This is a genomic window from Veillonella sp. LMAG:90, from assembly GCF_008679445.1.
In the GTDB taxonomy this organism is placed as follows: Bacteria; Bacillota; Negativicutes; order Veillonellales; family Veillonellaceae; genus Veillonella_A.
This window is the reverse complement of the sequence record NZ_NAND01000001.1, coordinates 2,234,944-2,252,516: the sequence shown is the minus strand read 5'-3', so window position 1 is coordinate 2,252,516 and position 17,573 is coordinate 2,234,944. Positions and strand designations below refer to the sequence as shown.

The following is a 17,573-nucleotide window of genomic DNA, read 5'->3' as shown; positions in this document are numbered from 1 at the left end:
TGATTAGTGTATAATGGTTACTATGAAGGGAAAACATAGGCTTTATTCCAATTCATTATGAGTGAGGTATTTACTATGAAAAAGACTAAAATTGTTTGTACCATTGGACCGAGCACTGATGCGCCCGGCGTATTGGAACAGATGCTACAGGCCGGTATGAACGTAGCACGCTTCAATTTTTCACATGGCTCTTATGACGAACATACGAAACGTATGGAAGCGGTGCGCGCTGCTTCGAAGAAAACCGGGATTCCGGTAGCGCTTATGCTTGATACCAAAGGGCCTGAAATTCGTTTAGGTCATTTTAAAGAGGGCAAAGTAATGCTTGAAGCGGGTAAACCGTTTACGCTTACTATGCGCGATATTGAAGGGGACGCTACCATTTGTTCGGTTAACCATAAAGGCTTGGTGGATGACGTTAAAGTAGGGTGCGAAATTTTATTATCCGACGGTTTGGTTACCTTGCAGGTAGAAAAAATCGAAGGCACCGAAATTTACACTACAATTAAAAACAACGGGCCTATGAGCGATCGTAAACGCGTAGCCGTACCGGGCATTCCACTCAGCTTACCACCGGTTTCGGAAAGCGATATGGCAGATTTGCGTTTCGGTTGCCAAATGGATGTGGACTATGTAGCCGCTTCCTTTATGCAGCGTGGCACTGATGTAGTGGCTATTCGCCGCATTTTGGAAGAAGAAGGGAAAGATATTAAAATCATTTCCAAGATTGAAAATGAAGAAGGTATCAATAACTTAGACGATATTTTGCGCATGTCCGACGGTCTCATGGTAGCTCGTGGTGACCTGGGCGTTGAAATCCCTGCTGAAGAAGTACCGGTTCTTCAGAAGATGATGATTACTAAATGTAACAAAGCCTCGAAGCCTGTAATTACGGCCACTCAAATGTTGGAATCTATGACGAATAACCCACGCCCTACCCGCGCCGAAGCCAGCGACGTAGCGAATGCTATTTTGGACGGCACTGATGCGGTTATGCTGTCCGGCGAAACAGCAGGCGGTAAATACCCGGTAGAAGCGGTACAGACAATGGCGCGTATTGCGGAAGTGACGGAACATTCCACTTTATATTGCAATATTGAGCATCCGTTTGCTTCTGATACGGTACAAACTACGGATGCCATCAGTGTGGCAACCGTAACGGTAGCTAAGAATCTTGATGCGGCGGCTATCATTACTTGTACGGAAACGGGTAAAACGGCTATGAGTATTTCCCGCAACCGTCCGCGCGCTAAGATTTTAGCGGTTACGCCGCATGAAGCTACGGTTCGTCGCGTTCAGTTGTATTGGGGCGTTGAAGCCGTACTCGGTGCGGGCCATGAAAATTCCGATGAAATGGTATACAGTGCTATTACATCGTCCTTGGCTGAAAACCATATCGAATCCGGCGATTTAGTTGTTATTACCGCCGGCGTACCATCCGGTAAGGCCGGTACGACCAATATGATTCGCGTACATGTAGTCGGCAAAGCCGTATTAAGCGGTAATGGTGTGGGTAAAGGCGCCGCTACCGGTCGTGTTTGCCTCGCTTATAATGCTGAAATGGCAGGGAAGTCTTTCCGCGATGGCGATGTATTGGTAGTTCGCACGTTAGAACCGGAATTAATGCCGTTTGCTAAACGTGCCGGTGCTATCATTGCTGCTGAAGACGGCTTTACTTCGGCGGCCGCTATTGCAGGGATTAACTTCGGTATTCCGGTAATTTTAGGTGTAAGAAATGCAGAAACTGTAATTAATAATGGTGAAGTTGTAACTGTCGACGGCTCTCGCGGCAAAGTATTTGAAGGCATTGCCAACGCCCGTTAATTGTGTGGCTAATGCGTATTAAGGTATTGCTGCGGCATGCTGAATAGGTAGTGACGTAAATCTTGCTTGTGTCAAGGTGAGAGGCACAAGCAAGATTTTATATTAAGAGGCCGATTTGAGCCGTGACAGATTTGATTGAGGAGGTATGTATGAACTATTCAATGCCCGTGAATGCGGATCAATCTGTAATTTCGCAGATTGTAGCGCGTAAATTGCGCAACTCCATGCTCTGGATGGGCTGGGGAATTTTGACAACATTTGTTACTATGTTGGCAGCTTTATTTAACCCTCAATGGCTTTCATTGGCTGTTTCCAACTACAATATTTTGTTGATTTTGGAATTGGGCGCGGTCTTCTTATTCAGCGCGCGGCAGATGTCGGCCAGTCTGACTACGCTGAAAAGCATGTTCTTTATTTACTCTATTTTAAATGGCCTTACTTTGGCGGCCTTGAGTATGGTATACGGTACGACGGCGTTCTTTTATGCTTTTGTGGGGACGTTGGCGTTTTTCGGTACCTTTGCGGTTATCGGCGGTGTGGTTAAACGTGACTTAACATCGTGGACGACCTATTTGTTAGGTGCTGTCATTGCGCTTATTATCGTGAGCTTGCTTAATGTGTTCGTATTCCAAAACGGTTTCGTTAATTTAGCCCTCGGTGCTTTCGGTGTGATTATTTTCACGATTTTTACGGCCGTTGATGTGAATCGCATTAAAGGGATTTTGACCACGGTAGCCCTTGAAGATGACGAAGTGTTGGAACGGGTTGAATTGATCGGCGCGTTAATGTTGTACTTGGATTTCATTAATATCTTCTTATCCTTATTGCGATTTTTCCGTAGAGATTGAGGAGGGATTTAATGGATGAACGGGAATGGCAAACTTTTGTAACCGTTGTGGAAGAAGGCAATATTACAAAAGCCGCTGAAAAACTATTTCTATCCCAACCGGCGCTGAGTTATCGTCTGCGCCATTTGGAAGAAGACTTGGGGAGTCCCTTATTACTTCGTACCAGTGAAGGAATTACGTTGACGCCTCAAGGCGAAGTCTTTCATGCTTACTGCCGCCGCATGCTCCAGGAAATGGAAAGCTTGAAGCAGGCTATCGGTGAGATGAGCGGAGAGATACAAGGGACTTTAAAAATTGCTTCGTCCATCAACTTCGCGGACTATCAGTTGCCGCATTTATTGGGTAAATTTACGAAGCAATATCCCAATATTCATATCCAAGTAAAAACCGGTCACAGTTCCCATGTAAATAAGATGTTTAACAGCGGGGAAGTGGCCGTGGCAATCGCGCGCGGCAATCATAAAGAAACAAGCAGCAGTATTAAGCTCTTTGAAGAGCCTTACTGCTTGGTTTATAAAGATCCGGTTACAATTGATGAGTTGGCGGATTTGCCGCTCATTCAATATCGTTCGGACGGTTCGATTACTACCGTTCTTGACACATGGTGTAATGAAAATCTGCCGAAAAGTCATGAAGCGGCTATGGAGATGGACTCTATGGTTACCTGTCGTCACTTCGTGCGTGAAGGTCTCGGTTGGTCAATCTTACCGTATTTAGGGCTTGGTTCCTGCAAAGATGAAGGCATCTATGTGGAACCGATTTATCAGAAAGACGGCAAGCCTTGGGTGCGCAGTACGTTTTTATACTTCAATGAAGTGAGTGATAAATTGATTGCCGTTAAAACGTTTATAGATTATGTACAAGAATATTATAAAGATAATTCACCGGTAACGATACAGTTTTAACGACATTTCGTAGACAGGTGTAAACTTGTGTTGAACGAATCTTACGTTTTACTTTTTATAAAGCCCAAAAGAACTTTTTCTTATATGGAAATTGCAAATGCAGTGATAATTTTTAAGAATCTTTTTGCTAAATGCAAAAAGATTCTTTTTTTATGCGTATTTATAACACATTACTAAATGTAATCTATGGAATGAAAAAATGTGTATAAAAATTTTATACAGTACATAACGGCTTTTTATTATCTTTATATGATGAAGGTAGATATAATGTTTTTAGAAGTAAGAGATAAAAAAATGTTTAAAATTCAAATCTAAGTTATGTAATGGCTTAAATTATTATCAGTAGTTTAAATGTTGATGTATTTCCTTAACTTTTATCGTTAATTTTTTTTTCAGTAATTCGATTCGTCAGGAAAGGATGCGAAGCTATGAACAAATTAGTAAAGGCAGCGACTGTCGGTTTTGACGAAAAGCAAGATTGTCTTGTAACAGTTGAACCAATTGCGGCCGGTATTGAAGTGGAATTGACTTCCAAAGTTCAACGCCAGTATGGTAAACACATTGAAGAATTAATCGTAAGAACGGTTAAAGAAGCCGGTTATGACGGAGTAAAAGTTATTGCCGACGATAAAGCAGCTTGGGACTATGCCATTAAAGCTCGTGTACTCGGTGCTTTGGAACGCGGTTCCGAACCAAAAGCGGCTGTAGCTCACGACGAAACTCGTCCTGTAGAAGCCAAAACATTACCTTTAAGCGAAGCAGCTAAAGCACGTATTTCCCGCAGTATGATGTTCGTACCGGGCAACACACCTAAAATGATCAACAGTGCTGATATCCACGGTGCTGACAGCTTGATGTTTGATATTGAAGACTCCATCCCTGTAACGGAAAAAGATACGGCTCGTTTGATGACGGCTGAAGCTTTAAAAAGCATGACTTTCCGTTCCGAAACGGTAGTTCGTATTAACCATCCGACGCAGACTCCTTACGGTTATGATGACCTCGATGTAATCGTACCGGCTAAACCTAACTTGATTCGTATTCCTAAAACGGAAGACGTTTCCGAAGTTGAAATCGTAGCCCGTAAGATTGAAGAAGTAGAAAAAGCAAACGGCTGGGAAGAAGGTACGATTAATATTATCGTAGCTATCGAATCCGTAAAAGGCCTTTACAATGTTCGTGAAATCTGCCACGCACCTCGCGTAGTAGGTATCGCTTTAGGCGCTGAAGATTACCGTGCCGACCTTCGTACCGGTAAACATAAACCGGCAGTTGAATTGGCATTCGCTCGTCAGTCCATCTTGTTGGCTGCTCGTGAAGCCGGCATCCGTTGTGTCGATACTGTATTCTCCGATGTTAAAGACCCTGAAGGTTTCGTTGAAGAAGTTGAATACATTAAAGCCCTCGGCTTTGACGGTAAATCTTGTATCCATCCAAGCCAGATTAAATTAGCTCACAAAGTATTCACACCGGATGAAAAAGAAATCGCTCATTCCGTAAAAGTATTGAACAGCTATGCTGATGCTTTGAAAAATAATAAAGGCGTAATCGCCGTAGACGGTAAAATGATTGACGGTCCTATCGTAGTACGTGCACAACGTATCGTGGACAAAGCACGTGCTGCCGGGATTAAAGTAGAAGTAGATGAAGGAGCTGAAATCAATGTTAAATAAAGCAAATCGCGAAATTCCAATGAATATTCCGGCTCTTGAAGGCCGTGAAGTGTATCAAGGCGAGTTCGCAGTTGAGCCGAAAATGCACCGTGCCGGTCGTCCGGTTGCTAAATATAATAAAGGCGGTGCCGATAAATTATTGGCTTCCATCGACGAAGCTATTGAAAAAACCGGCCTAAAAGACGGTATGACTGTATCGTTCCACCATCATTTCCGCAATGGTGACTATGTTATGAAAATGGTTATGGAACGCATCCAGGCTAAAGGTATTAAAGACATCACCGTAGCATCCAGCTCTTTGAGCCCATGCCATGACTTCTTGATCGATATGATTAAAGATGGTACCGTAACAGCTATCGAAACATCCGGTTTACGTGATGCGCTCGGTAAATTCTTGACGAAAAACCCAGGCGTATTAAAACGTCCGGTAGTGATTCGTTCTCATGGTGGTCGTGCTCGTGCCATCGTTTCCGGCGAACTTCACATCGATGTGGCTTTCATGGGTGCCCCAACTTGCGATCGTCGCGGTAACTTCACCGGCATGCAGGGCAAATCCGCTTGCGGTGCTCTCGGCTACGCCATGGTTGACTCCCATTATGCAGATAAAACCGTAGCTATTACCGATAACCTCGTTGACTATGTATATCCATATTCCGTACCTCAAACTGATGTAGACTACATCGTTGAAGTAGAAGCTATCGGCGACCCTGCAGGTATTGCTTCCGGTGCGGTTGGTTTCACTAAAAACCCTATCCAGATTAAAATCGCTGAAATGGCCGCTGAATTCTTGGATCAGGCAGGCATCATTAAAGAAGGTTTCTCCTTCCAGTTAGGTGCCGGCGGAGCTCCTTTGACAGTTGCTAAATTTATCGGCGAAAAATTGAAAGCCCAAGGTGTTAAAGCCGGTTTTGGTATCGGCGGTGCTACCGGTGTATTGGCAGGCATGTTGGAAGACGGCTTGATCGAAGCTATCTATGATACGCAAACATTTGATACTGATGCAGCGGCTTCTTTACATAAAAATGCTAACCATATCGAAATGAGCGCCTCCATGTATGCGGATCCTTGGACCGACAACATGACAAACTATCTCGACGTAGTATTCTTAGGTGCTACCGAAATCGATACTAACTTCAATGTTAACTGTATGACTGACTCCAACGGTATCCTCATGGGTGCTTCCGGCGGTCACAGCGATACAGCAGCCGGTGCTAAATGCACAGTAATTACTTGTCCACTCGTTCGCGGTCGTTTGCCAATGATTCTTGACAACGTTCAGACAGTAATTACACCTGGTGAATCCGTAGACGTTATCGTAACTGAACGCGGTATCGCCATCAACCCTCGTCGTACCGACCTTATCGAACGCTTCAAAGACTCCAATTTGCCAATCTACACGATTGAAGAATTGCAAAAATTGGCCTTTGACTTGGTAGGTAAACCGGAAGGTGTAACTGTTAGCGATAAAGACGAAGACGTAGTAGCTATCGTAGAATATCGTGACGGCACTATCATCGACGTGGTTCGTAAACCTTTAGACTAATGGCATTAATGTCTGCTCCAATCAGTAGTAATGCTGACTGTGATTAGGTAGTCGACTTTAATAAAAAGACTCCTGTGAGTGAGATTAAGCTTATTAATCTCACTCGGCAGGGAGTTGTTAACGCATTATATATTGTGATATGATAATTTTCTCATTTATTTTGTAGTTGTTTTAAAGGAGGATTTTCTCATGTTTTTAGGTTTTCTTGGCTTAATGATGATTGTCATCATCGTATGGGCCTTAATCCAATCTAAGACAAATCCGGTGCCGATTTTCGTAATCGTACCTATCATCGCGGCCGTAATTGCAGGTTTCGGTCCTGAAGATATTTATAAGTTTGTACAAACCGGTGTATCCAAAACCTGGTCTACTGCGGTATTATTTATTTTCTCTATCGTATACTTCTCATTAATGAGTGACGTTGGTTTGTTTGACCCATTGGTTAACTACTTGGCTAAAAAAGCCGGTAACAACATTATGTTGGTAACCATTGTTACGGCTATGATCGCCGTAATCGGTCACTTGGATGGTGCGTTGGCTTCCACATTGTTAATCACAATCCCTGCTATGTTGCCAATCTATAAGAAATTGCACATCCGTCCGGTTGTATTAGTTTGTATCATCGGTGCTGCTATGAGTATCATGAACTTGGTACCATGGGGTGGTCCGGTAGCTCGTACCGGCGTTGTATTGAACGCTGACGTAAACGCTTTGTGGCAGGAATTGATTCCATTGCAAGGTGTTGGTCTCGTAATCTTAATGGTATTCGCTGCTTACATGGGCATAGTTGAAAAACGCCGCGGTGCGGGCCTTAACCCTACAGGCGAAGCTGCTTTACTCGACTCTTCTATTGTACCGGCTGACAGCAATGCTACGACTGAAGATATCGAAGCTATGAAACGCCCTAAATTGTTATGGTTCAATGGTCTTTTAACTTTAGTTGTTATCTTGTTACTCTGCTTCACAAAGATTCCTTTGTACGGTGCCTTCATGTTCGGTTTGGCTATTGCTTTGATCGTTAACTTCCCGGGCGCTAAAGCTCAGGCTAAAGCAATCAAAATGCATGCTGATACAGCGTTGACCATGCCTATGATCTTGTTGGCATCCGGCGTATTCCTCGGCGTTTTGAGCGGTACTAAAATGATGGATAACATGGCTACCATGTTAATCGCTCTTGTGCCTGATTTCTTAGGACCACATTTGCAGACTGTATTCGGTATCCTCGGTGTACCTATCGGTATGTTGCTCGGTACTGATTCCTACTTCTTCGGCTTGGTACCATTGGCTATCAGCGTAGGTGAAAAATTCGGTGTAAACCCTCAGGACATGGCTATGGCTATGTTGATTTCCAAAAACTACGGCGTATTGGTAACTCCTCATGCTGCAACTACATTCTTGGCTTGCGGCTTGGCCGGTATCGAAATTAAAGATATGTTGAAATTCTGTGCTCCACGTCTTTTCGTAATGTCCTTAATTTCCTTGGCTGGCGGTGCTATGTTAGGTTTATTCCACATCTAAGCCGTCAGGTTATGGTGAGGAATTATTAATAAAAACATAATATAATGCAAATAAAAAACGACGTCGTTCCTTCGGGAGCGGCGTCGTTTTGTTATGAGCGCTTAGTTGTAGTGAATGGGCTGAGCTGTAAGTGCACGCACATAGACGTAATAAAAAGCTGCGAATCGAATTCAATCCGCAGCTTTTATTTTGCATTTATGTTTAGTTTTTGGCTTATAGGACAAAAAGTGTGTGTGGCTTTTTTAGGCTTATAGGACAAAAAGTGTGTGTGGCTTTTTTAGGCTTATAGGACAAAAAGTGTGTGTGGCTTTTTTAAATTAATCCCAATAAATTGGAAATTCCGTGGACATATGGAACTCATTCCAGACAATGGCATCGCCCCATTGGGGTAAGATATTATCAGGACGGTTATTCCGCATTATCCTACGGTAAGTAGCAGCGATTGTTTTATCTGTAGGCATACATTTTAATATTTCAGCAACAGGAAGCGGTCTAGGTGAGTGCTCGTAACACCACCAATAGACCGCTTTTAATCGTCTTTCTAAGGATAACCCTCTGTGATCTCGTAACATCCCCCTAAGTTGCGCATTAACGCCTCCTTCCAGTCGATTGTTCGTTGTAGGTACGGTAATATCTACAAACGTCAGGTAGGTAAATAGAGTCTCATCTCTAATTAATCGTAAAAGTCCTGCCTCAGCTTTTAAGAGGCGTTCATGAGTTGCCCTTTGATTCCCATTTTCGTCGACTGTCATTTCACGTAAGAAGTCATCAAACTCTTCTCTCCAAGCTAATAATCCATCAATCCAAGTATAGGCATCATCTATCGATTGAATCTTAAATAAACGCTTTGCCAGTTCATATAAGGCCTTGCCGGCTATTGTTTTTGGCGCAGAGGTTGTATACCTTCTTACTTGCGCAAAAACATGAAATAAGCAGCGTTGATGGTTACTTGTCGGCCACCTCTTTGCTAAGGCCTTAGCAAATCCAGATCCGCCGTCTGAGATAACAACACGCGGAGGAGCAATACGGTCCATTAATGCCTGCCAAGCTCTAGAGTTCTCATATCTACAAACATACCAGCCTAATACATGGTCCTTACTACAACAAATAAGTACACAGAGCTTACGCGTTAGGTATATGCCGTCAAAGTAAAGCACATCATATACTTCCTCAATCTTTGGTGGGAGGCACCATATGGACCAAAATTTAGACGTTTTACGTCTAAATGTACGCCCTCTTCCAGGCATATGCTGCTGCAATTGTTTACTAAATAACCATTTCAAAAACAGCTTTAGATCATTACTATCAGTGTTAATTTTGTTAGTGAAAGCGACTTTACAGTGCTTACAAAACCATCGCTGAGAACCGGATTTCAATATACCGTGTTTTATACATTTTCGACCACAATCAGGGCAAACTACTTGTTTAATATTAATCATCCTCCTATTTATGTTTTTATTTAGGAAGATATAATACCATTTTAGTCAGTAGTTATGTGGGTTCACGTATGTTTTTACACACACTTTTTGTCCACCCTTTATCTTTGTCAAAAAAAGATAAAAGTGCTACAAACCCAGTATTTATCTAAGTTTGCAGCACTTTCTACACACACTTTTTGTCCTATAACTCTAGTTTTTCTATGCCTAACCACTGAGGTGTGCGTGATTAAGGCGTTTCATTACTCATAATACTTTCGTCCGGTTTTAACGGGAACGGAACATTGCCCGGATTACTGTTGAAATCTTTCAGTGATGGTTTAGTGGGCTCTGCTTGCGGAACCGTTATTTCCGGATGAATCCATTCCAACTGCATGAGGCGCCACTGGAGATTATCGATTTCCTTGCGCAATATCCATATATCTTTTTCCGTTTCTTTTAATCGGGCTGCATGGGCGTTACTGATATGTTCCAGATTAGTGATCCGATAGTCGAAACTGTCCGAATCACTCATATTGTGTTGACCGTAAACCTGGGTGGCCAACTCATCGATTTGAGCCTGTTGGTAGGCTATATAACCGGCCATGGCGATAATAATAAGGCAGAGCCAAAAGCCGGTCTTTTTTACCGTTTGCAACAAATAGTTGCCTATATTTTTAATTCTTTGATGGCGAGGGCGTTCCTCACTCATAGCGCTTATTTCCCTTCAGTTGCAATAGAACCGCTTGGCAACGGCAATTTAGCCGTTACGAAGTCAAGCCACAAGCGGGACGCATGAGATAAATAATGACCTTTTTTCCAGATTACATATAAAGTATGAGTAATTTCAGGACGAACCAACGGACGAACCACTACGCTGGTACCAACTTTAGTGTTTTCACCTTTAGTAGGGCAGAGGCGGCTAGGCAATAAAGCGATGGCCAAATGAGCCCCTACAGTCTGCAGCATGAGGTCGCGCTGGCTGGTTTCAAAGACGATGTGCGGTTGGAAGCCGGCATGTTTACAAGATTTAACAACTTCATCATGAAGATTGAAATCGTCTTTGTGGAGTACGAAGGATTCTTCGGATAACATATCAAGGGAGATTTCTTTTTCTTTAGCGAGCGGGTTATCGCGTGGTAAGATTACACACAACGGATCGCTGGTGAGGTAGAAAGATTCAAATTCTTTAGGATTTGGTTTGGTACAAATAATACCGATGTCGATAAGACCTTCTTGTACGCTAAGTTCGATTTTCTTGGAACCGTGTTCATATAATTCCAATTCAATCTGCGGATAAGCACGTTTAAATTCGCCCAAGAGCTGCGCAAAAATCGGTGCATCCGTAATCGGTGGTAAACCGATGAGAATAGAGCCTTGTTCCAAACGAAATTCGTTCTCAAAATCTACTTTTAAATGCTCAAACATAAATACAACCCGTTTGGCATGTGTTAAGAAAATAGTGCCGCCGTCAGTTAACTCTACAGATTTGGCATTACGCATGAACAAAACGACGCCCAATTCATCTTCCAAAGCCTTGATGGTACGGCTGATGGCGGACTGGGAAATATGCAGATTGCGAGCTGCCTTACTGAAGCTTTTTTGATCGGCTACTTCTACAAAGTACTTTAAATGATGAAAATCCATAATACACCTCGACTAGTTAAATAATATATGAAAAACTCGAAGCTGCTTTTCAAGAATGCGTTATAGTCATACCTCGAACCAAATGGAGCGGTTGAGGGGGCGAAAAATATCTTATTGAAAAGCATTCGCAATATTGAGAACCTATGAAAAAATATCAACTCAACATCTCATAATTAGCAAGTCCAATACGCCTCTTTCAGTTGCTATATGCACGTTATAATTGTATAATTAAAGCATGAGGCTATATCGAATTGTTATTTTAGGAATGAAATAGGTCCTCCAAATGCAAAAGAGTTTTAATAACTATTATATTATTACATTTTTGCAAGATAGGCAATGCTTTTACGAAAATTACGACAAAGAATGCATTAAATTTAACGTCCTTTGTTGCTTACAATGTAGAAGTAATGCGAATTAGAAGTGATTTGCCAATATGTATGTCAAAAATTTATACGCGGTATAAAATTGAATCCTATAGTGTATTCATTATACTATAGGGTCTTATCGTGCGTTTATGCAGTAATGGACATAGATATGCGCTAGGTGCGGGGGAATTTGTTCCTGAGATAATAAGGGTAAGCAAGTGTAAAACTCATTCTTAATGCTTAAGGAGGCTTTTTTAACATGCGTAAAATGAAAACTATGGACGGCAACCAGGCTGCGGCTCACATTGCATACGGTTTTACTGAAGTAGCAGCGATTTTCCCAATCACTCCATCTTCTCCAATGCCGGAACACGTTGATGACTGGGCAGCTACAGGTCGTAAAAACATTTTCGGCCATACTGTACAGGTTGTAGAAATGCAATCTGAAGCCGGTGCTGCCGCTGCTGTACACGGTTCCTTACAAGCAGGTGCTTTAACAACTACATTTACTTCCTCTCAAGGTTTATTGTTAATGCTCCCTAACTTGTACAAAGTTGCCGGTGAATTATTACCGGGCGTATTCCATGTAGCAGCTCGTGCTCTTGCAGCACACGCATTGGCCATTTTTGGTGACCACCAGGACGTTATGGCGTCTCGTGCAGCAGGTTGTGCAATGCTTTCCGAAGCATCTGTACAGGAAGTTATGGACCTTTCCCCTGTAGCTCACTTGACAGCTATTAAAACTCGCGTACCTTTCATCAACTTCTTCGATGGTTTCCGTACTTCTCATGAAATTCAGAAAATTGAAGTTCTTGACTATGACGAATTAAAACCATTAGTAGATATGGAAGCAGTTGAAGAATTCCGCAAACGCGCTTTGAATCCTGATGCGCCTGTAACTCGCGGTACTGCTGAAAACCCTGATATTTACTTCCAGCATCGCGAAGCTTCCAACCCATTCTACCTTGAAGTTCCTAACGTAGTAGAACACTACATGGCTGAAATCAACAAAATTACCGGCCGTAACTATCAGTTGTTCAACTACCATGGTGCTCCTGATGCTACTGACGTTATCGTAGCTATGGGTTCCAGCTGCCAAGTAGTAGAAGAAACAGTTGACTACTTGAATAAACAAGGCCGCAAAGTTGGTATGGTAACAGTTCATTTGTTCCGTCCATTCGCTACCGATCGTTTCGTAGCTGCTTTGCCTAAGACAGTAGAACGCGTTGCTGTATTAGACCGCACTAAAGAACCTGGTGCTTTGGCTGAACCTTTATTCCTCGACGTACAAGCTGCTTTAGTACAGAACGACATCAATGCTAAAGTATATGGCGGTCGTTACGGTTTGAGCTCCAAAGACGTTATCCCTGCCGACATCGTGTCCGTATTCGATAACATGCTTGCTGACGCTCCTAAACGTTTCTTCACTTTGGGCATCGAAGACGATGTAACCAACTTTTCCTTGAAACGTGCTGAAGGCGTATCTGTTACTGCAGAAGGCTTAACAGGCTGCAAATTCTGGGGCTTCGGTTCTGACGGTACTGTAGGTGCCAACAAATCCGCTATCAAAATCATCGGTGACCACACTGATATGTATGCTCAAGCATACTTCGACTATGACTCCAAAAAATCCGGTGGCGTAACGATGTCTCACCTTCGTTTCGGTAAGACTCCAATCAACAAACCTTACCTCGTAACCGAACCTGAATTCATCGCTTGTCATCGTCAGTCCTATGTTCATGAATATGACCTCCTTCGCGGTATCAAAAAAGGCGGTACATTCCTCTTGAACTGTACTTGGACTCCTGAAGAATTAGAAGAAAAATTACCTGCAAAACTTCGTCGTACCATTGCTGAAAAAGAATTAAATTTCTACATCATCAATGCTGCTGAAATTGCTCGTGAAATCGGCTTAGGCGGCCGTATCAACATGATTTGTCAGTCTGCATTCTTCAAATTGACAAACATCATCCCTGTTGATAAAGCTATTGAATACCTTAAAGATTCCGTAGAAAAAACTTACGGTAAAAAAGGTCAGAACGTTGTTGACATGAACAACGCTGCTATCGACAAAGGCGTTGACGCTCTTGTTAAAATCGACGTTCCTGCATCTTGGAAAGACGCAGTTGACAACGGTGAAAAAGCAGTTAAACCTGGTTGCCAGTCTTGCCCAAGCTATGTAGAAAACATTGCTAAACCAGTAAATGCTCAAGCAGGTTATGATTTACCTGTAAGTACTTTCACCGGTTTCGAAGATGGTACTTTACCTGCCGGTACTGCTGCTTATGAAAAACGTGGTGCTGCTCTCTTCGTTCCACACTGGATCAAAGAAAACTGTATCCAATGTAACCAATGTGCGTTCGTATGTCCGCACGCAACTATCCGTCCTGTATTGGCAACAGCTGAAGAAGTAGCTGCCGGTCCTGACAACTTCGAAGCAATCCCAGCTTTAGGTGCTAAAGATCTTCAATTCCGTATTGCTGTATCTCCACTTGACTGCTTAGGTTGCTCCAACTGTGTAAATATCTGTCCTTCCCCTAAAGGCAAAGCTATTGAAATGCGTCCTATCGACGGCGAAATGGAATTTGCTGAAACTTGGGATTATGCAGTTAAATTACCTGTAAAACCAAACCCAATGAAGAAAGAAACTGTTAAAGGCAGCCAGTTCGAAACTCCACTTCTCGAGTTCTCCGGTGCTTGCGCAGGTTGTGGTGAAACTCCATATGCTCGTTTGATTACTCAATTGTTCGGTGACCGTATGGTTATTGCTAATGCTACCGGTTGTTCCTCCATCTGGGGTGCTTCCATGCCTGCATCTCCATACACTACTAACCAAGCCGGCTTTGGTCCTGCATGGGCTAACTCCTTGTTCGAAGACAACGCTGAATACGGCTATGGTATGTTAATCGGTGCTAACAAAGTTCGCGCTCAGTTGGCTGAAACTGCTCAAGTAATTGCTGAAAATGCAGCTCCAAGCTTGAAAGAAGCTATTGAAAACTGGGTAGAAGCTAAAGACCAGGGCGAAGGTTCCCGTGAACGCGTTGCTGCTTTAGTTAAAGAATTAGAAGCTGCTGAACAGACTCCTGAAGTTAAAGAAATGTTGGCTAAGAAACAATACTTAGTTAAACGTTCCCAGTGGATCTTCGGTGGTGACGGTTGGGCTTACGATATCGGTTTCGGTGGTCTTGACCATGTATTGGCATCCGGCGAAGACATCAACGTATTCGTATTCGATACCGAAGTTTACTCCAATACCGGTGGTCAGTCTTCTAAATCCACTCATACAGCTGCCGTAGCTCAGTTCGCTGCCAGCGGTAAACGTACTAAGAAGAAAGACCTTGGCATGATGGCTATGTCTTATGGTTACGTATATGTAGCACAAGTATCCATGGGTGCTGATAAGAGCCAGTTGATGAAAGCTATTACCGAAGCTGAAGCATATCCAGGTCCATCCTTGATTATCGCTTACGCTCCATGTATTAACCATGGTATTAAAGGCGGTATGGGTAACGCTCAGGAAGAACAACGTCGTGCTGTTGCAGCCGGTTACTGGGATCTCTATCGTTACAACCCAGCTCTTAAAGAAGCAGGCAAAAACCCATTCAGCTTGGATTCCAAAGAACCAACTGAAAACTTCCGTGATTTCTTAATGAACGAAGTTCGTTATGCATCCTTGAAGAAAGCTGCTCCTGAAATGGCTGAAGAATTGTTCGCTAAAACTGAACGTGACGCTATTGAACGTCGTAAGAGCTATGTACGCCTTCAAAAAGGTTTTGACGAAGTACAATAATAAAAATTTAGGTTTTGACTGTTAGCCAAGCAAGCAATTGTGAGGTTACCGTCTAGCGGTAAACAGTAATTCCTGTAATACAAAACCGCAAGGGTTTCTTAGAAGCCCTTGCGGTTTTTGTATGTTTCTTTGTAAAATTTAGGCGTTGTTTACTTCTACAAATATAGTAAAAATGCGGTTTGAAGCTACGAACATAGCTTCAAACCGCATTTATTATATTTCATCATCAGTCACCGCGTTAGTACCGCGCGTACCGGTTCGAATCCGCATAGCATCTTCCACGTCATATACAAAAATCTTACCATCTCCAACTTCACCGGTCTGCAAAGTATCACGGGCCGTATCCATTACCAGATCGACCGGTATATCACATACAACAGTTTCAACTTTAACCATAGGCACTAAATTTACTGTATATTCTTTGCCGCGATAGACTTCGGTATGTCCTTTTTGCAAACCACAGCCAAATACTTGAGACACCGTCATACCTTGAACGCCTATACGATTCAAAGCTTCTTTTAGATCTTCTAATTGTTCTGCGCGGGCTATTATATCTACTTTTTTCATCCGTTTCACGCTACCACATCCTTTGTATGTTAATTAACAGTATTGTACCGTTGGTAAATTCTATTTTTCATGAAAACCATCTTAAACCAGTGAATGGTGATCGGACGTAATAAAACGGCCGCTACTTTTAAATTCAGATTGATTATATGCTTCTTCACCATGTTCACTAATATCAACGCCTAAGGATTCAGCACCGATGCTGACACGCATATCCATAAAGAGACTGACTACTTTAAAAATGACAACAGTACCGATAATAGAAAAGAGAACAGCTACAATGATAGAAACCAATTGAGGCAACAATAAATCGCCGCCATAGAACAAACCGTCGGCACCATCCGGATTGACACTAACCGTAGCAAATAATCCGGTAGCAATAGCGCCCCACATGCCGCCTACACCATGAATACCGAAGGCGTCAAGGGAGTCATCATAGCCGAGCTTATTTTTCAAAATAGCTACCGCCACATAGCAGCAGATAGCGCCGATTAAACCGACGAAAATAGCAGCGACAGGTGTTACAAAACCGGCTGCCGGTGTGATGGCAACAAGTCCTGCTACGCCACCGGATACAGCGCCCAATACAGTCGGTTTGCCGCGATGATATCGTTCGGCCAATACCCAACCGACAACACCGATAGCTGCCGCTATTTGAGTTGTTACCAGAGCATTGGCGGCCAGCGGTCCGGCTCCGAGAGCGGAACCGGCGTTAAAACCAAACCAACCGAACCATAATATGGCACCGCCGAGAACGGTCATTGGCAAATGATGAGGTAACATCGGCATGCGTCCATAACCGCGACGCCGTCCTAATAGTAAGCAAAGGACCAGGCCGGAAACACCGGATAATATATGAATAACAAGACCGCCGGCAAAGTCGAGCGCTCCTAATTGAGCGAGGAAGCCGCCGCCCCATACCCAATGAGCCATAGTATTATACACTAATAAGGACCAAATGACAGAAAATACGACAAAAGGAGCAAAACGCATGCGCCCTGTAATAGAACCACTCATAATGGCCGGTGTAATTACGGCAAACATGCATTGGAAGGCAACAAAAGCCATTTCCGGAATATTCACGCCATCCATAATATTATTTTGCGTTCCGATAAGGCCTATTTTATCAAGATTGCCAATGACACCATCAACATCGCTACCGAAAATTAAGGTGTAGCCTATCAGCATAAATTCCACGGAAACCACACCAATTAAAAAGAAACTTTCCATGATTGTATTAAGTACATTTTTACTGCGTTCCATACCGCCATAAAACAAGGCAAGGCCCGGCGTCATAAAGAACACCAAGGTTGCCGCCACGAGTACCCAGGCCGTATTACCTGTATCGATAGTAACCATAATAAACTCCTTTCATAAACAAAAAGCGCCTAGTCTCAGAATCATCTGAGGACTAGGCGCCGTTACCTAACTATTCTGTTTGTAAGCTTACACGTACATACTATAACATGTCGCTACATATG

General features: G+C 43.0%; 12 protein-coding genes. 7 read left to right on the top strand and 5 right to left on the bottom strand.

Annotated elements, in window-relative coordinates:
- Positions 1-75 precede the first annotated feature (75 nt).
- The 6 genes from pyk (at position 76) to CCC71_RS09930 (ending at position 8,311) form a co-directional block, all read left to right on the top strand.
- On the top strand, positions 76-1,824 hold the full coding sequence (gene pyk, locus CCC71_RS09955; protein WP_021840223.1) for a pyruvate kinase: 1,749 nt from the start codon (positions 76-78) through the stop codon (positions 1,822-1,824).
- Positions 1,825-1,973: 149 nt separating this feature from the next.
- A complete protein-coding gene (locus CCC71_RS09950) occupies positions 1,974-2,672 on the top strand; it encodes a Bax inhibitor-1/YccA family protein (protein WP_021840222.1) in 699 nt (232 codons plus the stop codon).
- Between the two features lie 11 nt (positions 2,673-2,683).
- Positions 2,684-3,577, top strand: a complete 894-nt coding sequence (locus CCC71_RS09945) for a LysR family transcriptional regulator (RefSeq protein ID WP_021840221.1) — start codon at positions 2,684-2,686, stop codon at positions 3,575-3,577.
- Between the two features lie 428 nt (positions 3,578-4,005).
- Positions 4,006-5,250, top strand: coding sequence for an aldolase/citrate lyase family protein (locus tag CCC71_RS09940; RefSeq protein WP_021840220.1), 1,245 nt, complete (start codon positions 4,006-4,008; stop codon positions 5,248-5,250).
- Positions 5,240-6,793, top strand: coding sequence for a citrate lyase subunit alpha (citF, locus tag CCC71_RS09935; RefSeq protein WP_021840219.1), 1,554 nt, complete (start codon positions 5,240-5,242; stop codon positions 6,791-6,793). Before CCC71_RS09940 ends, citF begins: the two co-directional genes overlap by 11 nt.
- Before the next feature lie 189 nt (positions 6,794-6,982).
- Positions 6,983-8,311, top strand: a complete 1,329-nt coding sequence (locus CCC71_RS09930) for a CitMHS family transporter (protein WP_295245459.1) — start codon at positions 6,983-6,985, stop codon at positions 8,309-8,311.
- A gap of 317 nt (positions 8,312-8,628) precedes the next feature.
- Here CCC71_RS09930 and CCC71_RS09925 read toward each other — a convergent pair whose 3' ends face one another.
- The 3 genes from CCC71_RS09925 to CCC71_RS09915 form a co-directional block, all read right to left on the bottom strand.
- Positions 8,629-9,741, bottom strand: coding sequence for an IS1249 family transposase (locus tag CCC71_RS09925; RefSeq protein WP_296333587.1), 1,113 nt, complete (start codon positions 9,739-9,741; stop codon positions 8,629-8,631).
- A 235-nt stretch (positions 9,742-9,976) separates the two neighbouring features.
- Entirely contained in the window at positions 9,977-10,438 is a 462-nt protein-coding gene (locus CCC71_RS09920) for a tol-pal system YbgF family protein (protein ID WP_156704235.1), read from the bottom strand.
- A 5-nt stretch (positions 10,439-10,443) separates the two neighbouring features.
- Positions 10,444-11,373: a LysR family transcriptional regulator gene (locus tag CCC71_RS09915; protein ID WP_021840826.1), complete on the bottom strand. Its 930-nt coding sequence runs from the start codon at positions 11,371-11,373 to the stop codon at positions 10,444-10,446.
- A gap of 624 nt (positions 11,374-11,997) precedes the next feature.
- Between CCC71_RS09915 and nifJ the strand changes: the two genes are divergently transcribed.
- Positions 11,998-15,528, top strand: a complete 3,531-nt coding sequence (gene nifJ / locus CCC71_RS09910) for a pyruvate:ferredoxin (flavodoxin) oxidoreductase (RefSeq protein ID WP_295245674.1) — start codon at positions 11,998-12,000, stop codon at positions 15,526-15,528.
- Between the two features lie 213 nt (positions 15,529-15,741).
- Here the strand turns inward: nifJ and CCC71_RS09905 are convergent, their stop codons facing one another.
- Positions 15,742-16,095, bottom strand: a complete 354-nt coding sequence (locus CCC71_RS09905) for a P-II family nitrogen regulator (protein ID WP_226974666.1) — start codon at positions 16,093-16,095, stop codon at positions 15,742-15,744.
- 81 nt (positions 16,096-16,176) lie between these two features.
- A complete protein-coding gene (locus CCC71_RS09900; protein WP_021841379.1) occupies positions 16,177-17,451 on the bottom strand; it encodes an ammonium transporter in 1,275 nt (424 codons plus the stop codon).
- Positions 17,452-17,573 lie beyond the last annotated feature (122 nt).